Origin of the sequence: Halomonas sp. AOP25-F1-15, from assembly GCF_052378675.1 — a bacterium.
GTDB lineage: Bacteria > Pseudomonadota > Gammaproteobacteria > Pseudomonadales > Halomonadaceae > Vreelandella > Vreelandella casei.
On sequence record NZ_JBQSXV010000003.1, the window covers coordinates 438239 to 456363 of the forward strand.

Annotated in this window: 16 protein-coding genes; 8 read left to right on the forward strand and 8 right to left on the reverse strand. The window is 53.5% G+C overall.

The genetic code is table 11. The annotated features are described in order from the left end of the window. Positions 1 to 2: 2 nt before the first annotated feature. Positions 3 to 596 (reverse strand): TRAP transporter small permease, encoded by a 594-nt coding sequence (locus ACT3TF_RS07940; protein ID WP_096277806.1) that lies wholly within the window; start codon positions 594 to 596, stop codon positions 3 to 5. 136 nt (positions 597 to 732) lie between these two features. Further along, positions 733 to 1824 carry a TRAP transporter substrate-binding protein gene (locus tag ACT3TF_RS07945; RefSeq protein ID WP_096277809.1) on the reverse strand — a complete coding sequence of 364 codons (1092 nt, stop codon included), beginning with the start codon at positions 1822 to 1824 and terminating at the stop codon, positions 733 to 735. A gap of 335 nt (positions 1825 to 2159) precedes the next feature. Here ACT3TF_RS07945 and ACT3TF_RS07950 point away from each other — a divergent pair, with 335 nt between their 5' ends. From ACT3TF_RS07950 to ACT3TF_RS07965, 4 genes are all read left to right on the forward strand, one after another. Next, positions 2160 to 3962, forward strand: a complete 1803-nt coding sequence (locus ACT3TF_RS07950; protein ID WP_444671967.1) for an IlvD/Edd family dehydratase — start codon at positions 2160 to 2162, stop codon at positions 3960 to 3962. Positions 3963 to 4039: 77 nt separating this feature from the next. Further along, entirely contained in the window at positions 4040 to 4984 is a 945-nt protein-coding gene (locus ACT3TF_RS07955; RefSeq protein ID WP_444671968.1) for a DMT family transporter, read from the forward strand. Between the two features lie 31 nt (positions 4985 to 5015). Continuing rightward, positions 5016 to 5786 (forward strand): FadR/GntR family transcriptional regulator, encoded by a 771-nt coding sequence (locus tag ACT3TF_RS07960; protein WP_096277815.1) that lies wholly within the window; start codon positions 5016 to 5018, stop codon positions 5784 to 5786. A gap of 55 nt (positions 5787 to 5841) precedes the next feature. Further along, entirely contained in the window at positions 5842 to 6768 is a 927-nt protein-coding gene (locus ACT3TF_RS07965; protein ID WP_444671969.1) for a Gfo/Idh/MocA family protein, read from the forward strand. Positions 6769 to 6776: 8 nt separating this feature from the next. Here ACT3TF_RS07965 and ACT3TF_RS07970 read toward each other — a convergent pair whose 3' ends face one another. The 5 genes from ACT3TF_RS07970 to ACT3TF_RS07990 form a co-directional block, all read right to left on the reverse strand. Then, positions 6777 to 7676, reverse strand: a complete 900-nt coding sequence (locus ACT3TF_RS07970; protein ID WP_444671970.1) for an NAD(P)-dependent oxidoreductase — start codon at positions 7674 to 7676, stop codon at positions 6777 to 6779. A gap of 111 nt (positions 7677 to 7787) precedes the next feature. Further along, on the reverse strand, positions 7788 to 8840 hold the full coding sequence (locus ACT3TF_RS07975; protein ID WP_444671971.1) for an Ldh family oxidoreductase: 1053 nt from the start codon (positions 8838 to 8840) through the stop codon (positions 7788 to 7790). A 127-nt stretch (positions 8841 to 8967) separates the two neighbouring features. Then, a complete protein-coding gene (locus tag ACT3TF_RS07980; RefSeq protein WP_444671972.1) occupies positions 8968 to 9846 on the reverse strand; it encodes an NAD(P)-dependent oxidoreductase in 879 nt (292 codons plus the stop codon). A gap of 24 nt (positions 9847 to 9870) precedes the next feature. Beyond that, positions 9871 to 10839 (reverse strand): GntR family transcriptional regulator, encoded by a 969-nt coding sequence (locus ACT3TF_RS07985; RefSeq protein WP_444671973.1) that lies wholly within the window; start codon positions 10837 to 10839, stop codon positions 9871 to 9873. A gap of 28 nt (positions 10840 to 10867) precedes the next feature. Then, complete coding sequence (locus tag ACT3TF_RS07990) at positions 10868 to 12397, reverse strand: UxaA family hydrolase (RefSeq protein WP_444671974.1); 1530 nt, start codon at positions 12395 to 12397, stop codon at positions 10868 to 10870. A gap of 354 nt (positions 12398 to 12751) precedes the next feature. Here ACT3TF_RS07990 and ACT3TF_RS07995 point away from each other — a divergent pair, with 354 nt between their 5' ends. The 4 genes from ACT3TF_RS07995 (at position 12752) to ACT3TF_RS08010 (ending at position 17106) form a co-directional block, all read left to right on the forward strand. Continuing rightward, positions 12752 to 13885 carry an iron-containing alcohol dehydrogenase gene (locus ACT3TF_RS07995; protein ID WP_444671975.1) on the forward strand — a complete coding sequence of 378 codons (1134 nt, stop codon included), beginning with the start codon at positions 12752 to 12754 and terminating at the stop codon, positions 13883 to 13885. Between the two features lie 132 nt (positions 13886 to 14017). Further along, positions 14018 to 15004: a tripartite tricarboxylate transporter substrate binding protein gene (locus ACT3TF_RS08000; RefSeq protein ID WP_096277832.1), complete on the forward strand. Its 987-nt coding sequence runs from the start codon at positions 14018 to 14020 to the stop codon at positions 15002 to 15004. Positions 15005 to 15013: 9 nt separating this feature from the next. Continuing rightward, a complete protein-coding gene (locus ACT3TF_RS08005) occupies positions 15014 to 15613 on the forward strand; it encodes a tripartite tricarboxylate transporter TctB family protein (RefSeq protein ID WP_444671976.1) in 600 nt (199 codons plus the stop codon). After that, a complete protein-coding gene (locus ACT3TF_RS08010) occupies positions 15601 to 17106 on the forward strand; it encodes a tripartite tricarboxylate transporter permease (protein WP_444671977.1) in 1506 nt (501 codons plus the stop codon). The genes ACT3TF_RS08005 and ACT3TF_RS08010 overlap by 13 nt, the downstream gene beginning before the upstream one ends. On the opposite strand, the gene ACT3TF_RS08015 is transcribed toward ACT3TF_RS08010, so the two are convergent. After that, the gene (locus ACT3TF_RS08015; protein WP_444671978.1) at positions 17101 to 18087 is read right to left on the reverse strand and encodes a LysR substrate-binding domain-containing protein; all 987 of its coding nucleotides are present in this window, start codon (positions 18085 to 18087) and stop codon (positions 17101 to 17103) included. The genes ACT3TF_RS08010 and ACT3TF_RS08015 overlap by 6 nt on opposite strands. Positions 18088 to 18125 lie beyond the last annotated feature (38 nt).

Here is an 18125-nt window from a genome sequence, read left to right on the forward strand (position 1 = left end):
GATTAGTGATCTCCAGCAGGCGTGATAGTAACGCTAGGCGAGCGAATTTGTTGCACGCTCTGCCAGGCGCGCCAGATAGACACGGCGGCAATAAACACGGCGCAAAGGACTAGCGAAACGTTAATGATATTCCAGGGCACATTGAGAATCGCGGTGCGGCTTGAAGCGCGAGCTATCACCAAGCATCCACCCCAAATGATGACGCCCATCAGCGCGGTGATAACCACGTGCTGGAATAAATACAGCATATGGGCGGCCCGCGGTTTTAGTTTGCGGACCAAAATATCAACTGCAATATGTTCGTAGCGGGCAAAGGCCGCGGCGGCACCGATAAATATCAGCCAGATAAACAGCATTCGCGCCAGCTCATCGGCCCAGGGCAGCGATCGGTTGAACACCGCGCGGCCGACGACATTCGCTGATACGGAAATGATCAAGGCGACCAGCAAGGTGGCAATCACATGTTCCATCGCCTGAGTCAGCCAGCGAAATATCGCCGGGCCGCGACGCTGCTCGGGTTCAATTTCCAGCGGTTGGCGTTGGGGATCATCAAAATATGCCGCGGTATCAGGAATTGGAGTATTGGGTGTGTCCATGAGCTTTCCGAAGTGGCGAGTAACGAAAAGGCAAGAGGCCTATGCCTCTTGCCTAACCTCTCAATAGAACGTCTATTGAGAGGAGGTCCTGCAATAGCAGACCGAACATTAACGTCGGTCTTACCGTCAAGGACGCTTACTTTTCTGTAGACGATTCGGCCATAGAGGATTCAGCAAGACGCTGGAACTCAGCCACTAAATCTTCACCAATGCGCGGTGCCCATTCGGCGTAGACCGGCTGTACGGCTTCTTGGAAAGCAGCAATCTGCTCGTCATCAAGACGCGTGACTTGCATGCCGCGCTCTTCAAGCTGGTCGCGCGCCCAGTCGTCGTATTCGCTAGAAAGCAGAATTTCATAATCGGCTGCCTGCAGTGCGGCTTCCTGTACTAGCTCTTGATACTCGGGGTCGAGCCGATCCCAGGTACGCTGAGACATCATCTGGATGAACGGCGTGTAGACGTGACGAGTTTCCGAGCCGTAATCCTGCACCTCATAGAAGTTGGAGGTCAGAATGGTGCTCCATGGGTTTTCTTGGCCATCAACGACGCCCTGTTCCATCGCAGAGAAAAGCTCACCGAAAGCCATGGGGGTAGGGTTGGCGCCCAGCGCTTGCCAAATGGCCAGGTGCACCGGATTTTCCATGGTACGCACCGACAGACCACGTACGTCTAAGCCAGCGACGTCTTCAGGCGAGGAGACTTCCCGCGCGCTGTTAGAGAGCTGACGGAAGCCGTTTTCAGCGAAGGCCAGGGCTTTAATGCCAGTGCCATCAAACGCATCGAGCATCTCTTGAGCAGCATCGCTGCGCATGGCTTCAACGGCCGCTTCGCGCGTCGGAAGCAAGAAAGGCAAATCGAAAACGGCCAGTTCTGCTACGTAGCCGGTCGCGGGGGAAGACGAAGGATACGTCATGTCCAGCGTGCCGGTTTGCAGCATTTCCATCATCTGCACGTCATCGCCGAGCTGGCTGTTAGGGAACAGGTTAACGCTGATGCGCCCTTCGCTGCGCTGGTCGAGAATGTCTGCAAAATAACGGCTAGAAATGTATTGAGGCGAGGTCTCTGCCAGCCCCAGCCCCATGCGTATCGTCACCTTGCCGTGGTCACCCACCACCGCGCCTTCAATTTCAGGCGGATCTGACAAATCAGGCGTTTGGGCGTAAGCGATACTTGAGCTGAGCAGGGTGGCACCGGTCACTAACAGGGTGCGCTTCCAGAAATGTTGCATTGTATTAGTTCTCCTGGCGAGGTGCTGATGGCTGTGCGCGGCGTATTTCAAGAAACCGGCAAAGCGATAACTGTTGTTGTTTTACGTAAGCGGCCATACGCGTCAGGCAGACATATTCTCCAGAATGCCGTCACCTAGAGCCTAGCCCTAAAAGAAATAGCCCTAAATAAATAGCCCTTAAGAGCGCATCGCTACCGCAAACACTGGAGGTTAATGTGGAACTTTTTTCACATATGTTCAACATAGACTTTTGTATGTATCGACGCTGGAGGTGAGAACGCGTAACGTCACGGCATTATTTTCTTATTTCTTCACTTTAGGCGTGGAGTGACACCATGGCCAGTTCTCATCGTATTACGTCTGAACAGTTGCGTTCACGCTACTGGTTTGATAATCCCGATCATCCGGGCACCACAGCGCTCTGTATTGAACGCTATCTTAATTACGGCATCACGCTGGATGAGTTAACCAGCGGTAAGCCGATTATTGGCATCAGCCAATCGGGCTCTGATTTAACCCCCTGCAACCGTCATCACATTGATTTGGTGAAGCGCGTTAAAGACGGTATTCGTGCGGCAGGCGGGGTGCCTTTTGAATTCCCCATGCATCCCATTCACGAAAACGTACGCAGGCCTACTGCCGCGCTAGACCGCAACCTTGCCTATCTGGGATTAGTCGAGATTCTGCACGGCTACCCGTTAGACGGTGTGGTATTAACCACCGGCTGCGATAAAACGACTCCCGCGGCGCTCATGGCGGCAGCGACGGTGAATATCCCCGCGATTGTGCTTTCCGGTGGGCCAATGCTTAACGGTTGGCGCGGGGCTGAGCGCGTAGGCTCGGGAACGATTATTTGGGAGCTGCGCAAACGCCTGGCGGCAGGCGATATCGACTACGCGGAATTTCTTTCCCGCGCCAGTGATTCAGCGCCTTCGATTGGCCACTGCAATACGATGGGCACTGCGTCCACCATGAACTCTATGGCTGAGGTGCTGGGCATGAGTCTGCCCGGCTCGGCGGTAATTCCCGCGCCGTATAAAGAGCGCGCAATGGTGTCCTACGATACCGGCACGCGCATTGTCGATATGGTCTGGGAGGACGTGCGCCCACTGGATATCCTGACCCGCGAAGCGTTCGAAAACGCCATCGTTGCCTGTTCTGCACTGGGCGGCTCGTCCAACGCGCCGGTACACATTAACGCCATTGCCCGCCATGCAGGCATTGAACTAGATAATGACGACTGGCAGCGTTTGGGGTATGAAATTCCGCTGCTGGCGAACGTCATGCCCGCTGGCGTATTTCTCTGCGAAGAATTTTATCGCGCAGGCGGGGTGCCCGCCGTTCTGCACGAGCTTAATGTGGCCGGCAAGCTGCACGGCGGGGCGCTGACAGTGAATGGCCGCTCTATTGGTGAGAATCTTCAAGGTCGAGAAACGCAGGATCTTAACGTGATCTGCCGCTACGCCGACCCGCTGGTCGAGCATGCCGGGTTCCTTAATCTTAAGGGCAATCTGTTTGACTCGGCGCTGATGAAAACCAGCGTAATCTCCCGTGACTTTCGCGAGCGTTTCCTAAACGACCCCAACGACCCTGAAGCCTTTGAAGGGAAGGTGGCGGTGTTTGATGGCTCTGAGGATTATCACGCCCGCATTGATGACCCGGCATTAGGCATCGACGCCCGTACTATCCTGGTCATGCGCGGCGCAGGCCCGGTGGGCCATCCTGGCGGTGCCGAAGTGGTCAACATGCAGCCACCGGAGGCGCTAATCAAACAAGGTATCGAATCACTACCGTGTTTGGGCGATGGTCGCCAGTCGGGCACGTCGGGTTCACCTTCCATTCTTAATGCCTCGCCTGAAGCCGCGACCGGCGGTGGTTTAGCGCTGCTTGAAAGTGGCGACCGGATGCGGGTTGATCTCAAACGTGGCGAGGTGCAGCTGCTGATTGAGCCCGCTGAGCTGGACGCACGCCGTGAGCGTTTAGCCCAGCAGGGCGGTTATCGCTACCCAGGCCATCAAACGCCTTGGCAAGAGATTCAGCGCAGCATGATTGAGCCGCTGGACCGCGGCATGACGCTGGAACCCGCAACCAAGTACCGCGATGTTGCCCGTCTGCATCCGCCTAGAGACAATCATTAAAAGCGCGATGTTTTTAAGGGCTAGCTACTAAAGGATTAGCCACTAAAAGGATGAGCCACTAAAAGGACAGGTATTCGATGAGCCGGTTTAATAACTTATCGCATCGTCAGCAGGGTCTGCTGTTGACCGGTGGCGGTGCGATCATCATGGCGCCCGATGCTTTGCTGATTAAGGTGGCTGATCTTCCCGATGCCGAGATCCTAATGTGGCGCGGCTTTCTTTCGGCGTTGGGCTTTCTGCTTATCGCGTTAATGCGCTACGGCCGCGGCACGCTGGCGGCCTATCGGCGCTGTGGCTGGACCGGTATTGCCGTGGCGCTACTGTTTAGTCTGACGAGCTGTGGTTTCGTGCTGGGCAATCAATATACCAAGGCGGGTAACGTATTGATGATACTGGCCAGCGCGCCGTTAATTGCCGCCGTTCTCTCCTGGATCATCCTCAAAGAGCGTTTGCCCGGACGAACATGGCTGGCCATTTCACTGTGCATGGTCGGTATTGCCATGATCGCGCTTGATGACGTGGGGGCTGGCTCCTGGGTGGGCAACGCGTTTGCCCTAATGGCGGCGTCGACGCTGGCGATTAACTTTACCCTGTGCCGTACGCGCCCAGGGGTCGACATGAGTCCGATGCTGGTCTTTAACGGTATTATTGTCGGCAGCGTTGCCGGGCTGTTTTGGCTGGCGGGCAGTGAAACGACGCTGCCCACGGTCAATCAGCTCTCGGTGGTGGTTCTACTGTGCCTGGTCATTTTGCCCTGCGGTGTAACGCTGCTTCAGCGCGGGCCGCTGTATCTTCCTTCGGCCGAAGTGGGCCTGCTGCTGTTGCTGGAAGTGGTGCTGGGCACGCTGTTGGCCTGGTGGATTCTGAAAGAACAGCCCGCCCCCGTGGCGCTATTGGGGGGAGGCCTGGTACTCGGCACTTTACTGGCCAAGGGGCTTTACGAAAGGCGGTTAGAGCTGAGGCAGCGGGCGGCGTTGCAGCTGGATTCGCCCATAACGGCAGACCGGTCAAGTACGCTATGATTGGCAGCCATTGAAATAGGGACCTATCGCAGTGACGTTATCTCTTAGCAAGCCACTGACTCGCCCTAGTATCGCTGAATACCTCGCCGAAGAGATATTTGGCGGTAACTATCATCCTGGCGACTTTGTTCCGCGTGAACTAGATCTATGCGAACGTTTTGCTATCAACCGCTCAGCGGTGCGTAGCGACTTGCGCCAACTGGTGGATGCGGGAATTATCGAACGTATTTCTGGCCATGGCTCTAAAGTGCGTGAGTACTCAGAGTGGCATATTCTTGATGCCCAGGTAACCGACTGGTTAACCCGATACGCGGCGCCCAACCCTGATATTCAGCGTGAGATTCTCGCTTTTCGTCTTGATGTAGAGCCCTACGTGGCTATGACCGCCGCCAAACGTGCCACCGCCCGCGACCTTGTTGCCATTGAAGAAGCCTTTGAGGGGCTTGGGCAGAATTTGCGCAACGCGACCTGCGAAGAAGAACGTCGGCTGCACAGCGAGTGTGATATCGCGTTTCATGAGGCTATCTTTAAAGCCACACACAATATCGTCTGGGCACAGCTGTCACATATTTTACGGCCCTCCATCTATCTGCTGGTGTCGATGTCTAACCAGAGCGCCTCTGACCCTGAAGACAGTCTTGAACGTCACCGCCAACTGATGGAAAGTATTCGCCTGCGCCGCCCGCGCGACGCTTTTCTAGCAGCACAGGCCGTATTGGCAGGCACCGCAGAGGCGCTTGGGCTTGAGCATAGCGCTAGCTCCTTAGGGCGCAGCGTTGAGCTACCTCATACGGCTCCTTGAGCTCTTTTACCCGTTTTTTTCAATTAAGCTTCTGTCATCAAAATAAGGCCTGCATATGTCTGACGTTACCATCGGCTTGGTTGGCGTGGGTAAAATTGCCCGTGATCAGCATCTGCCGGCCATTGCTGCGACGCCAAACTGTCGGCTCGCGGCCGTGGCTGACCCCCATGCAGCGCTAGACGATGTACCGTCCTATGCGAACCTGGATGCCATGCTGGACGCGCACCCTGAGATTTCTGCCGTGGCGATCTGCACGCCGGCCCATCTGCGTTACTCCCAGGCACGTGCGGCGCTGCTGCGCGGTAAACACGTGCTGCTTGAGAAACCGCCAGGGGCGACGCTAAGTGAAGTGGAGCACTTGATTACATTCGCTGGCGAACAGGGCGTTAGTCTCTTTGCGGCCTGGCACTCGCGGTTTGCGCCCGGCGTGGCGCAGGCTAAACAGTGGCTGGCAGAGCGCCAGGTTCAACGCGTTATGATCGAATGGAAAGAGGATGTGCGGGTGTGGCACCCAGGCCAGGCGTGGATCTGGCAGCCGGGTGGGATGGGCGTGTTTGACCCCGGTATTAACGCGCTTTCAATAGCCACTGAACTACTGCCCCAGCCGTTCTTCTTGCGCCAAGCGCAGCTGCTAGTGCCCAGTAACGCTCAAACTCCGATTGCTGCAGAGTTAGCCTTCACCGACCCGCGCGGCGCGGTAATTGAGGCGAATTTTGATTTTCGCCAAACCGGTCCGCAAATCTGGGATATTCATATCGACAGCGACGGCAGCCGTTTGAGCCTCACTCAGGGGGGCTGTCGTTTAGAAATTGATGATGAGCTGATTATTGAGGCCGAGGAACGTGAGTACCCCGGGCTTTACGCGCACTTTGTAGATCTTGTAGCAAACGGGCGTAGCGAGGTGGATGTAGCCCCGCTGCGCCAAGTCGCTGATGCTTTTTTATACGGCCATCGCGCGACGACCGACGCATTTATTGAGTGAGTGTAGCGTCAGCTGCCTGCAGCGATGCCATTGCGCTGCAGGCAGCTGTCGTAAGCCTGAGGAACGAAGCTTTCTTCCCCCACGTCGCTTTTCGCCTGTGAAAGAAACTCGCAAAGCGGCGGCAGCATACTCGACGTTAGCTGATAAGACGTTAATGTTTCAGCCAGATAGCGCATGTCTTTATCAGCGTTACCGAGGCTGAACTGCAGTTTGGTACATTCTCTTTGCAGTACCCATTCCATTACGGGCGCCAGCATGGCGCTGTTAGCACCGCCTTGAGAACAGATTTCCAATATTTTTTGCTGGGGAACATCCATGGCGGCGGCCATGGTGGCGGCTTCGCTCACCAGCGCCGCTGCACCTAGCGACAGGAAATTATTGATTAACTTTAGCTTGTGCGCAGAGCCCACCTTGCCAACGTGGAAGATATTTTCGGCAAAGCTTTTAATCACCGGAGTGAGGCGCGCCACCGTGGCATCGTCGCCCCCCAGCATGACATTGAGCCGGCCTTCACGCGCCTCGCGAGGCGTTCGCGCGAGCGGCGCATCCACTAACATGACCCCTTGCTGCGCGACTTTTTCGGCAAGGCGTTCCGTCGACTCAGGGTGTGCGGTAGAGCAGTCGACAATAATTAATCCTTCATGACTACCCGCGAGTAGTCCATCGGGGCCGGTCACGATCTCGTTCACCTGTTCGGATGTTTTGACGCAGATAAACACAATGTCACTGTTTTTGGCCATCTCCGAAGCACTGCTGACGTCTACCGCGCCTTCAGCACAGAGTGCCTCTAAGGGGGCGCGGTTGCGGTTAGCCATAACGCCCAGCGGGTAGCCGTTACGTACGATGTTTCCGGCCATTTCCTTGCCCATTAAGCCGAGCCCAATAAAACCTATGCGTTCCTGTTTCATAATCGCCTCTAAGCAGTTGCTTCAACGTGCCTGTAATAAGGTCAGTGCACCAGAACTAGATCAGTACGTTTGAGCTAAATCAGTACGTTTGAGTTAGATCGGTGGTAGCCATTACTGTGCGTCAGGAAAAGCGACACCCAGTCGCTCCGACCATTCAGACAGCGCTTCGAATACGCCTTCTGGTAATGGCACGCCTTCTTGTGAATAGCGTTTATGCAGGGCGAGCCCGCGTTCTCCGGGGATGCGTACCGGAGGGCTGCCCTCGGCAACGGGGTTGCTGCGACAAGCATCGGCCAGCGCTCCTGTTTCGCGCTTGAAGGCTGCTAATCCAGCAAAGGCTTCTGGGTCCAGCACTTGCACCATGACAGAGGCGCCCCATTGCGTAGGCGCCTGCACACGCCCAAACCCGGCTAAACCAGACGTTAAGGCTTCTACCATGAGGCCTAGGGCATATCCCTTGTGGCCATGGTCAAGCCCACCGATAGGCATGATGCTGCCTTTGGGTTCATCAAACAGCACGCCGGGCTGATCCGTCGCGTTCCCCTGGTGGTCTTTCAACCACGGATAAGGCAACTGACTGCTCTGCTTGTGAAGACGGCCCACCATGCCGTTGGTGGTAATAGACGTGCTGACATCCAGCAAAACGGGGCCTGAGTCGGTGGGGTAGCCCACGGCGATCGGGTTGGGCGTATGGGTGGCGGCTAAACCGCCATAAGGGGCCACGGATTTTGTCGCCGGGTCGGAGGATTCGATGACGACCACCAGGTCTCGATCGGTAGCGCGCTTGAGATACGCCGCCAAACAAGCGATATGGTTTGAGCGTCGAATCACAACCGTTCCCGTGCCGCATGAGCGAGCCATCGCTTCGGCGGTTTCCATGGCCTTGATGATCAGCCAGGGGCCAGGCAAATAGCGCCCGTCCCAGGTCTCTACGGCGGCACGCTGGGAAATTACCTCGTAATCGCCGGAGACCGGCATCCGGCTTGACTGAATCTCGCCGAGGTAAGGTGAAAGCAGCTGCAGGCCATGGGTGGTATGGCCCATCAGGTCGCCTTCCACGAGTATGTCGGCTACCGCCTGCGCTTTGTCATCATCAAGGCCCGCGGCTGTCAGTAGCTGGGTGCTGAACTGTATGATTGCCTGTACGTCGTACTGTTTACTCATTGTCATTGTTCTCCATACGATTGTTCTTCACATGAGGTTCTTCACATGTAGTTCTTCGCAAGATGGCTCTTCACGAGATTGTCCTTCACAAGATGGCTCTTCAAAAAATTGTTATTGGCAGGTTCAGTTACTCATTGTGTCGTCTGAGTTGACGTATCAAGGCGCTATGATCCAGCTCGCCATCGCCTTGAGCGACGAGCTCTTCATAAAGCCCATTGACCAATGACGATACCGGCAGCTTAAGTCGCAGCTCTTCGGCTAATGCCATGGCCGTTTGGGTATCTTTCAGCTGCCACTTTGATGGGCCTCCCGGGGCAAAATTTTCTTGTACCATGCGCTTGCCGTGGATCTTGAGAATCGTTGAGTCGGCAAAGCCGCCTTCGAGCGCCACCAGCATTTGCGCCGGGTCAGCGCCGCCGCGTTCGGCAAGTAATATGGCTTCTGCCACCGTAGCGATGGTATTGGCCACAATCATCTGATTCGCCAGCTTAACCAGCTCACCGCTGCCAGCGGGGCCCACGTGTACCGGCCGGCCGAGCGATAAGAGGATGTGTTCGACAGCTTTAAAGGCGGCGGCGTCACCTCCTGCCATAATCGCCAGGCTGCCGTCGATGGCGCCTTGCTCACCCCCGGACACCGGTGCGTCTAAATAGTGGACCTGATAGGTGGCGGCTTCTGCCGCTTGGCGACGCGCAGTATCGACGGGAATGGAGCTCATGACGATTAAGGTCGCACCCGGCCGCATGGATTGAAGCAGGCCATTGGTACCTAACAAAATGTCATCGCAAACAGGCCCTGAGCTGAGCATGACGATCACCACATCGCTGCCGCTCACGGCGTCTATAGGCGTTTCGACGATGCTGGCGCCCGTTGATTCTAAGCTTTCGGCTTTGTTTTTCGTGCGATTCCAAACACGCACTCTGTGCCCCGCTTTAGCCAAGCGTGCCGCCATAGGCGCGCCCATAATGCCTGTGCCAATAAAGCCGATAGTCTGTGACATTGTCATTGTTGGTTCCTCTGTCCATTTTAATTATTGCCGCAGATAAGGCGGTATATCGATATCTCCCGATTCTCTAAAGTGAATAAGACGATCAAGCACTTTAGATTCCGAGCGCTCTAAATGCGTTACCAGTGCTTTACCCGCCTGCTCTGGCCGCTGTTGGCGTATATTTTCGAAGATACATAAATGCTCATCGAAAAAAGGATCTTGGTCGGGGAGTTTAAGTACGCGCCCAAGCAGGTGTTTACTGATGAGTAAAATAGGGTGAGTGCGCCTAAGCATATCCATTACCTCCTGATTGCCGCCTAAGCTAACGGCGCTATGGTGGAGGTCGTTTTCTAACGCATCGAGTAGCTCACCTTTAATATTAGGGTAGTTATCGGCGGCATCTTTAAGCTTGGCAATATAGCCGTTGAGCGTGCTTTCATGCATATGGCGCGCCGCGCGGACAATCATATAAGGCTCTAGTTGGCGGCGTGCTTCATAAAGATTGTGTAGCCTCCCATTGTCGAGAGGCACAACGCTCCAGCTATTGTATTTAATCTTTTCGACCAGCCCGATGGACCGTAAATGGTGCAGAATCTGATGAGTGACCGTGCGACTGACGTTGAGTGATTTTGAAAGCTGCAGCTCGTTGAGCTCAAATGCGCCCTTAATCGAACATAGAACGATGTCATGTTCCACGCCGTCGATATGCGCCTGCCAGGAAACGGTACGATCTACTTTCGGGGCATAGCCCAGCTGCTTGAAATCCCGCTCGCTAAGAGGGCGCCGGACGATCTCGCCAGGTGATGCACCCACCAAATAACCGCGCCCTTCGAAGCGGCAGATGTACTGTTCTTCGTGTAACCGGCTTAAGGTTTGACGAACGGGGGAGCGGCTAATGCTAAATAGCGCCGCTATGTTGCCCTCAAGCAGTACCAGGCCCGATTCAAGGCGATTGCCAACAATGCTCTGCTTAAGAGCCGTATAAAGTTGGTCGCGCAGCGTTTGTGTCATGATTAGCCCATTGCTCTTGAAACAACGCTTAGGTGACGGCACCTATCAGCCAAGGAACGAACTCATTATTACCGTAACCCAATGATTCGCTTGCGCTCATGTCACCTGAAGCAATCGCGATAATGCGTTCAAAAATTTCTTCCCCAACGCTTTCTACACTGCCGGTACCATCGACGATTACACCGCAGTTGATATCCATATCTTCATGCATTTTCTCATACATGGGCGTATTGGTGGCGAGCTTAAGGCAGGGCGCTGGTTTGAAACCTGACACCGACCCCCGCCCGGTGGTAAAGCACACCACCGTTGACCCGGACGCAATTTGGCCGGTCACGGAAATTGGGTCGTAGCCTGGGCTATCCATAAAGTTAAAGCCGCGCGCAGTGATTTTTTCTGCATATTGCAGTACATCGTTAAGGCTTGAACTGCCGCCTTTTGCGACGGCGCCCAGCGATTTTTCTAGAATCGTTGAAAGCCCCCCCGCTTTATTGCCAGGCGAAGGGTTATTGTTTAACTCGGCACCGTTAATCTCAGTGTAATGCTTCCACCAAGTAATCCGATCCAGTAGTTTTTGCGCGACGCTTTCATCGATAGAACGGTCAATCAGCAGGTTTTCCGCGCCATAAATCTCAGGGGTTTCAGCTAGGATGACGCTGCCGCCTTGTTGCACGATGAGATCGGCGGCATGGCCAAGCGCTGGATTAGCGGTAATACCTGAATATCCATCCGAGCCCCCGCATTGTAACGCCACCACCAGGTGCTCTATGGAAGCCGGCGTGCGCTGTATTTTGCCGTGCTGAGCCGCCATCTGCATGACGTGATCGCAGGCTGTTTTGATACTAGTGCGCGTGCCGCCCGCGTCTTGAATATTGAAGTAGGCAAGTCTTGAGGAGTCTTCTAAGCCTTGGCGCTTAACGAGCGTTTTAACCTGATTTGTCTCGCAGCCCAGGCCAATAATAAGCACGAAGGCAAAATTAGCATGCTGTGCGTAGCCCGCGATCACGCGTTCAAGGAAGGTAAAACCCTCGGAGTCAGTGTTCATAGCACAACCCGAACCATGGGTAATCGCCACGACGCCGTCGAAGCCCATTTGGCTTAAGTCATCTGATTGATTAAGGATATCGGCGGCGGCTTTAGCCACCGTAGCAGAGCAGTTAACGGTGGAAAGAATACCAATGTAGTTGCGTGTACCTACGCTGCCATCAGCACGCTGAAAGCCTTGAAACGTGCGAGAAGAAGGCGCTGTTTCGGTTTTCGAGTGGGGCTTGAAATCTTTTAATGAAGAATTTAGCTCGATCATAGCGAGATTGTGAGTATGCACGTGCTCGCCGGGCTGTACATCCTGCGACGCTAGACCTATCAGTTGGCCATACTTATAAACGGCCTCACCTTTTTTGATATTAGTTAACGCAACTTTATGACCCGCATCGATATTCTCTGTGGCTAAGGTGCCATTTTTATCAATGGGAACACCTACCGGTACCGCTGTTGAGGCAACGCCTACGTTATCTCTTGGGTTTAGATGAATAATAACGGACGGGGAATTAATGAGTTCCATCGTTTACCTCAAACTGATTGTTGGGCTTTTGATGCGATGACTAGGCACAGGCTCAAAAGCGATCATTGTGGGAGCACTCTACCAAGCAGGCCGCGTACGTCGATTAGACTATCGTCCTATGTAATGGTCATTGAATGCAATGTTCATTTGTTCTAGATTGCTCTCAGCGACTAAGTGCAAGGCAGGTATTAGCTGCTTTAGCCATGGGCCTTATTGGTAAAGAGTATTTTTTCGTAAAGGGCTTGGCAGGCACAAAATACGTTACTAGACTGTTGTTGTGCAGTCATACTGTATGACACCTTTTGAGTCTGCATTGGTGTTTTGTTTTGCACCCAATAATAATGAGAAATTACAATGCCTTATATCATCAACTACCTGACTAAAATTCAATTTGGTGAGCATGCCATTGCGGAGCTAGCCAACGAGCTGCACCTGTTGAAGGTGAAAAGGCCGCTGTTTGTGACGGATAAAGGCCTCAGCGCTACCCCCGTTCTTGCGCAAGTCATTGAGGCTGCATGCCTTGAAGCAGATGCCTGTGTTTTCGATGGCACTCCTTCAAACCCAACGGAAATAGCCGTAGAAAGCGCCTTGGTGTTTTTAAAGGAAAATGACTGCGATGGCATTGTGGCCGTTGGTGGGGGCTCCAGCATCGATTTGGCTAAAGCGGTCGCGTTACTTTTTAATCATCCCGCGCCACTGCGCCAATACGCTGCGATTGAAGGCGGCGTTGCAAAAATTAATGCAGACGTGCTGCCCTTAATAGCGGTGCCGACAACGGCCGGCACCGGCAGTGAGGTAGGCAGAGCCTCCTTAATTACGATGAAAGATAATCGTAAGCTCGGCTTTCTTTCCCCGTATCTGATTCCTGCGGTGGCTATCTGCGATCCTCGGCTAACACTCGGTTTGCCGCCTTTCTTGACCGCTGCTACGGGTATGGACGCCATCGCTCACTGCGTGGAAACCTTTTTAAGTCCCAAGATAAATCCTCCCGCTGAAGCGATTGCTTTGGATGGGCTGACGCGTGCCAGCCAATATCTGGTAGAAGCCGTTGAAAACGGCGAAAACCTAACCGCTCGAAACGAAATGATGATGGCAGCCCTGGAGGGGGCGATGGCCTTTCAGAAGGGGCTGGGTGCGGTGCACTCCTTGTCTCATGCGTTAGGAGGTCTGCATGAGTTAAAGCTTCACCATGGCACGCTAAATGCCGTGTTGATGCCTACTGTTCTTAAGTTTAATCAGCCCGGCTGTGAGGAGAAATTTGCTCGCCTCAAAGACGCTATGGGCCTCAATCCTGATGACGATTTAGTAAAAGCGTTTGAAAGGCTCAATGTGACATTGGGAATGCCCGCTAGTTTAAGCGAAATGGGGGTTACGGAAGAGCACCTGGATCAACTGGCTCAGTGGGCATTAGAAGATCACTCCACGGCGACCAATCCCCGAGCGCCATCGAAAGAAGATTTTTACAACATGCTTAAAGACGCTTTCTAAGCGATAGGTCTCCCCACCTATTTCACTGAGAAAGCAGACGTTGTTAGAAAAGAAAGCCCTAAAGCATTAACCCGTGACGTTTCCAAAAAAGATAATTGACGCTAAGCAACCAATGACCAAAGGAAAGTGAATATGACAACTATAAATAATTCTCTTAAATCTATGCTTGTTTCAGGTGTTGCCGCGGCGGTGATGGTGGCATCAGGTGCGGCTCTGGCCGATTACCCTGAACGTCCTATCACGCTGATTGTACCTTGGGCGGCCGGCGGCGGTACCGATGCGACAGCGCGCACGATTGCGCGCGCGCTTGAAGATGAAATCGGGCAAAAAGTTAACGTGGTAAACCGCACCGGTGGCAGTGGCGTGGTGGGCCATACCGCGATGATTAACGCCGCACCAGATGGCTATACGATTGGCTTAGCAACAGGCGAAGTCAATATGATGCACTGGCAGGGTTTAACCGACCTTACCTATGAAGATTTTACACCGATTGCTCAGGTCAACTATGACTTTCCGGGCATACAGGTCGCCGCCGATTCCCCCTATGAAAGTCTTCAAGATCTGATTGATGCTATTAAGAACGAGCCCAAAGGCACCTTCACCGCGTCTGGTACGGGTCAAGGCGGCGTCTGGCACTTGGCCTTTGCGGGCTTCTTGATGGATCAAGGTGTCCCTGCAGATCAAGTGATCTGGATCCCGAGTGAGGGTGCTGCGCCAGCGATGATTGAGCTAGTGTCCGGCGGCATTGATATTGTGCCCAGCTCAGTGCCAGAAGCGCGCTCAATGATGGAAGCTGGGCGCGTCAAAAGTTTCGCCGTTATGTCCCCTGAGCGTATTGATAGCTTTCCCGATATTCCTACCACCCAAGAACTGCTTGACAGTAACTATCAAGTAGGTGAGTGGCGCGGCATTGCAGGCCCCAAAGGGATGGACCCAGAGGTTGTCGCCACGCTTGAGGCCGCGCTGGAATCCGCCTACAACAGCGATACGTATCAAGACTTTATGCATCAGCAAGGCTTCGGTACTGAATGGCGCAATGCTGAAGACTTTGGCCAGCTGATGGCAGACATGGATACCGTTTTCGGCGAGATCGTTGAGCAAGTTGGCCTAGCTAACTAAGGAAAGAAAATGCGGGATGTCCTCATCGGAATAGGGTTTGTTATTGCTGGGGTGGTGACCATTTTCATCGCTCAGCAGTTTCCCACCCTACCTAGTCTCCAGTTCGGGCCCTCACTTTTCCCCTCCATCGTTGGAGGGGGATTTTGTATCGGCGGCGTCGTTCTCATGTTGAGCGGAATGTGGCAAAGGCACAGGGGGGCTGATCAAATGATGCAAGGTGAATTACAAGGCGCTGAACTAGCAACCACAGAATTAGAAACCAACGCTTTTGAAACTAGCGCTTTTGAAAACAACGCTTTTGAAACATCAGCACTAAACGCCTCTGAGTTAGAAGGTGCTGAGCCCCCAACAGGCAAAAAAAGCTGGGTAATGGTATTGCCGCCGCTAATGATTGTTTTTTACGTCTTGGCAAGCCCTTACATCGGCGCGCTGTTTGCCATGATGATCATTATGTTTTCACTCATGATGCTAAGAAAAACGGCCTTATACGTCGCCGTGGCGGCCTCCGTCGGTGTCTCACTGGCTATTTATTTTATTTTTTCACACTATCTTTTAGTGCCGTTACCTCAAGGCGTTTTATTAGGGGGTAGCTTGCCATGGACGCTTTGATTAATGGCTTTGCGTTAGTTTTAACGCTAGACACTATGTTAGTCATCATAGCGGCTTCGCTATTTGGCATCTTCGTCGGCGCCGTGCCTGGCCTAACGGCGACCATGGCCGTGGCGCTGCTAGTCCCGGTGACCTTCTATATGGATACGACGCCGGCTATCGCCGCTATTGTATCGACATCAGCAATGGCTATTTTTGCGGGTGATATTCCAGGTACTTATTTAAATATACCGGGAACGCCGGCATCGGCGGCTTACGTGACAGAGTCGTATTCGCTGGCGAAAAAAGGCAGGGCACGAGAAGTATTAGGTATCAACTTAATCTGCTCAGTATTCGGCGGCATTTTTGGTACTGTCATCTTAATTGTGGTGGCTCAGTCTTTAGCGGAAGTGGCGTTAAAGTTCAGTGCGTTTGAATACTTTTGGCTTGCGGTATTGGGTTTAAGCTGTTCGATATTTATTTCGATTGGCTCTAAAACGAAAGCCTTTCTCTCATTGCTCTTTGGTATTCTGCTTTCGACCGTCGGTCTCGATATGATGAGTGGTGCTCCGCGCTTTACCTTTGGCGTGCCTGACCTAATGGCGGGGGTCAACTTTATACCGGTGATGATTGGTATGTTTGCTCTGAATGAGCTGATGAACTACTACAGCTCAAAGTCTGAGAAAAAGACCATCAATATTGTTGCCACGGACAGCGTGTTTCATAACGTGCCGAGACATACGAAGCGCTATTGGCGGAATATGCTACGCGGCAGCTCAATCGGTACATTGATTGGCGCGTTGCCCGGCGCAGGGGCCGACATTGCTGCCTGGATTGCCTATGCCGTGGGCAAAAGCCGGTCGAAAGACAAAGCGAAGTATGGCACCGGGCATATAGAGGGCATTGTTGATGCAAGCTCTGCGAATAACTCCGGCCTGAGCGGGGCGTGGGTGCCGGCATTGGTGTTCGGTATTCCGGGTGATTCCATTACTGCTATCGTGATTGGCGTGCTGTACATGAAAGGCATGAATCCTGGTCCCACCATTTTTATGGATGGCTCAGGACTGATCTACGCCTTATTTATCGTGTTTATCATCGCTAACTTAATGATGCTTCCCATTGGCTATATGGCGATTAGGTTATCGAAGTTCTTTATCCTGACCCCCAGCCGCGTCTTAATGCCGATTATCTTATGCTTTTGTATCGTTGGTGCGTTTGCGATCAATAACAGCATTGTCGATGTTTGGATAATGCTGGTGATTGGGCTGGTGGCTTATGTGCTTGCCGTCAATGGATTCCCAATGGCGCCAGCCATTCTGGGGCTAGTGCTAGGCTCAACGGTCGAAAATAATTTTATGAGCGCAATGCTGCGCACCGGTGGCGACTTAACTAGCTTTTTCGCGCGCCCCATCAGCGCGGGGCTGGGTATTGCTGTGATTGTGTTGTGGTGTTCGCCTCTTCTGGTTAAGGCGTATCGCTACCAAAAATCTAGATCAGCGAGAGCCTCTTCATAACGCACGATCATCATCACAGCCATGATGTGGTGCCGCAGGAGAGGATCCTAACGCGATAATGTCACGCAGTGTGCTCATTAACGCGGCGGCACCGGGTGAGAGGCGCTGATTGCGTAAGCTTACCAGCCCGTATGGCTGAACGCTGAGCGCCTCGCTAAACGGCAATAGGTGAAAGCGCTGCGGTGCACATAGCAGATTGGCGGTTTCCCGGGTGGTGACGGTGATCGTGTCTGATTTATCAACCAGCGCGAGCGAGAGCAGCACATCGGCGGTGTCTACTATCTGGCTAGGGGGCGCTACCTGATGATGCAAAAAGAGGCTGTCTACACGCTGGCGCATGAGGGCGCCAGCAGGCTGTAGCGTCCATGGGTAGTCCGCCATATCGGTCAAGCTCAGTGACGTTTTGTCGGTTAGTGGGTGGCCTTGACGACATACAAAGCAGAGTTCTTCTTCGCCAATTTCTTCAAAGACGAAGCGCTCTATATCAAAGCCTGCCGGGATCCGTGTAATCGCAAAATCTAGCTCGCCCTCAAGCAGGCGCGGCACGAGTGTTTTACTGACATCGACATCAACGCGAATTTTTAACCCTGGCCGTTCTCTATGCACGCGCTCGATAGCGCTGGTGAGCAGCGTGACCGCTGGTGCCATCACGGTACCGACGGCAACCGTTCCGGCATTGCCGTCACGTAATGCATTTAGCTCTTCGCCGGTGTGGCGTAATGCCGACAGTATGCTGTGGGCGTGGCGAATCATTATTTCGCCGTACCAGTTAGGTGTTAACCCGCGGGCGTGTCGATCAAATAAACGAATCCCCAGATTTGTTTCTAGGTCGCTGAGTAGCTTTGAGGCCGCGGGCTGGCTCATGTTGAGCTGAGCCGCTGCCCTATGCAGATTACGCTGCTCATCAAGCGCCAAAAATAACTGAAAGTGACGCAACTTTAGTCTCACGTGGAGAAACCAGTTTTCATCGAGTACGCCCATGGAATAAGCCTTGTTGTGTGCGTGATAACTAAAAGTAT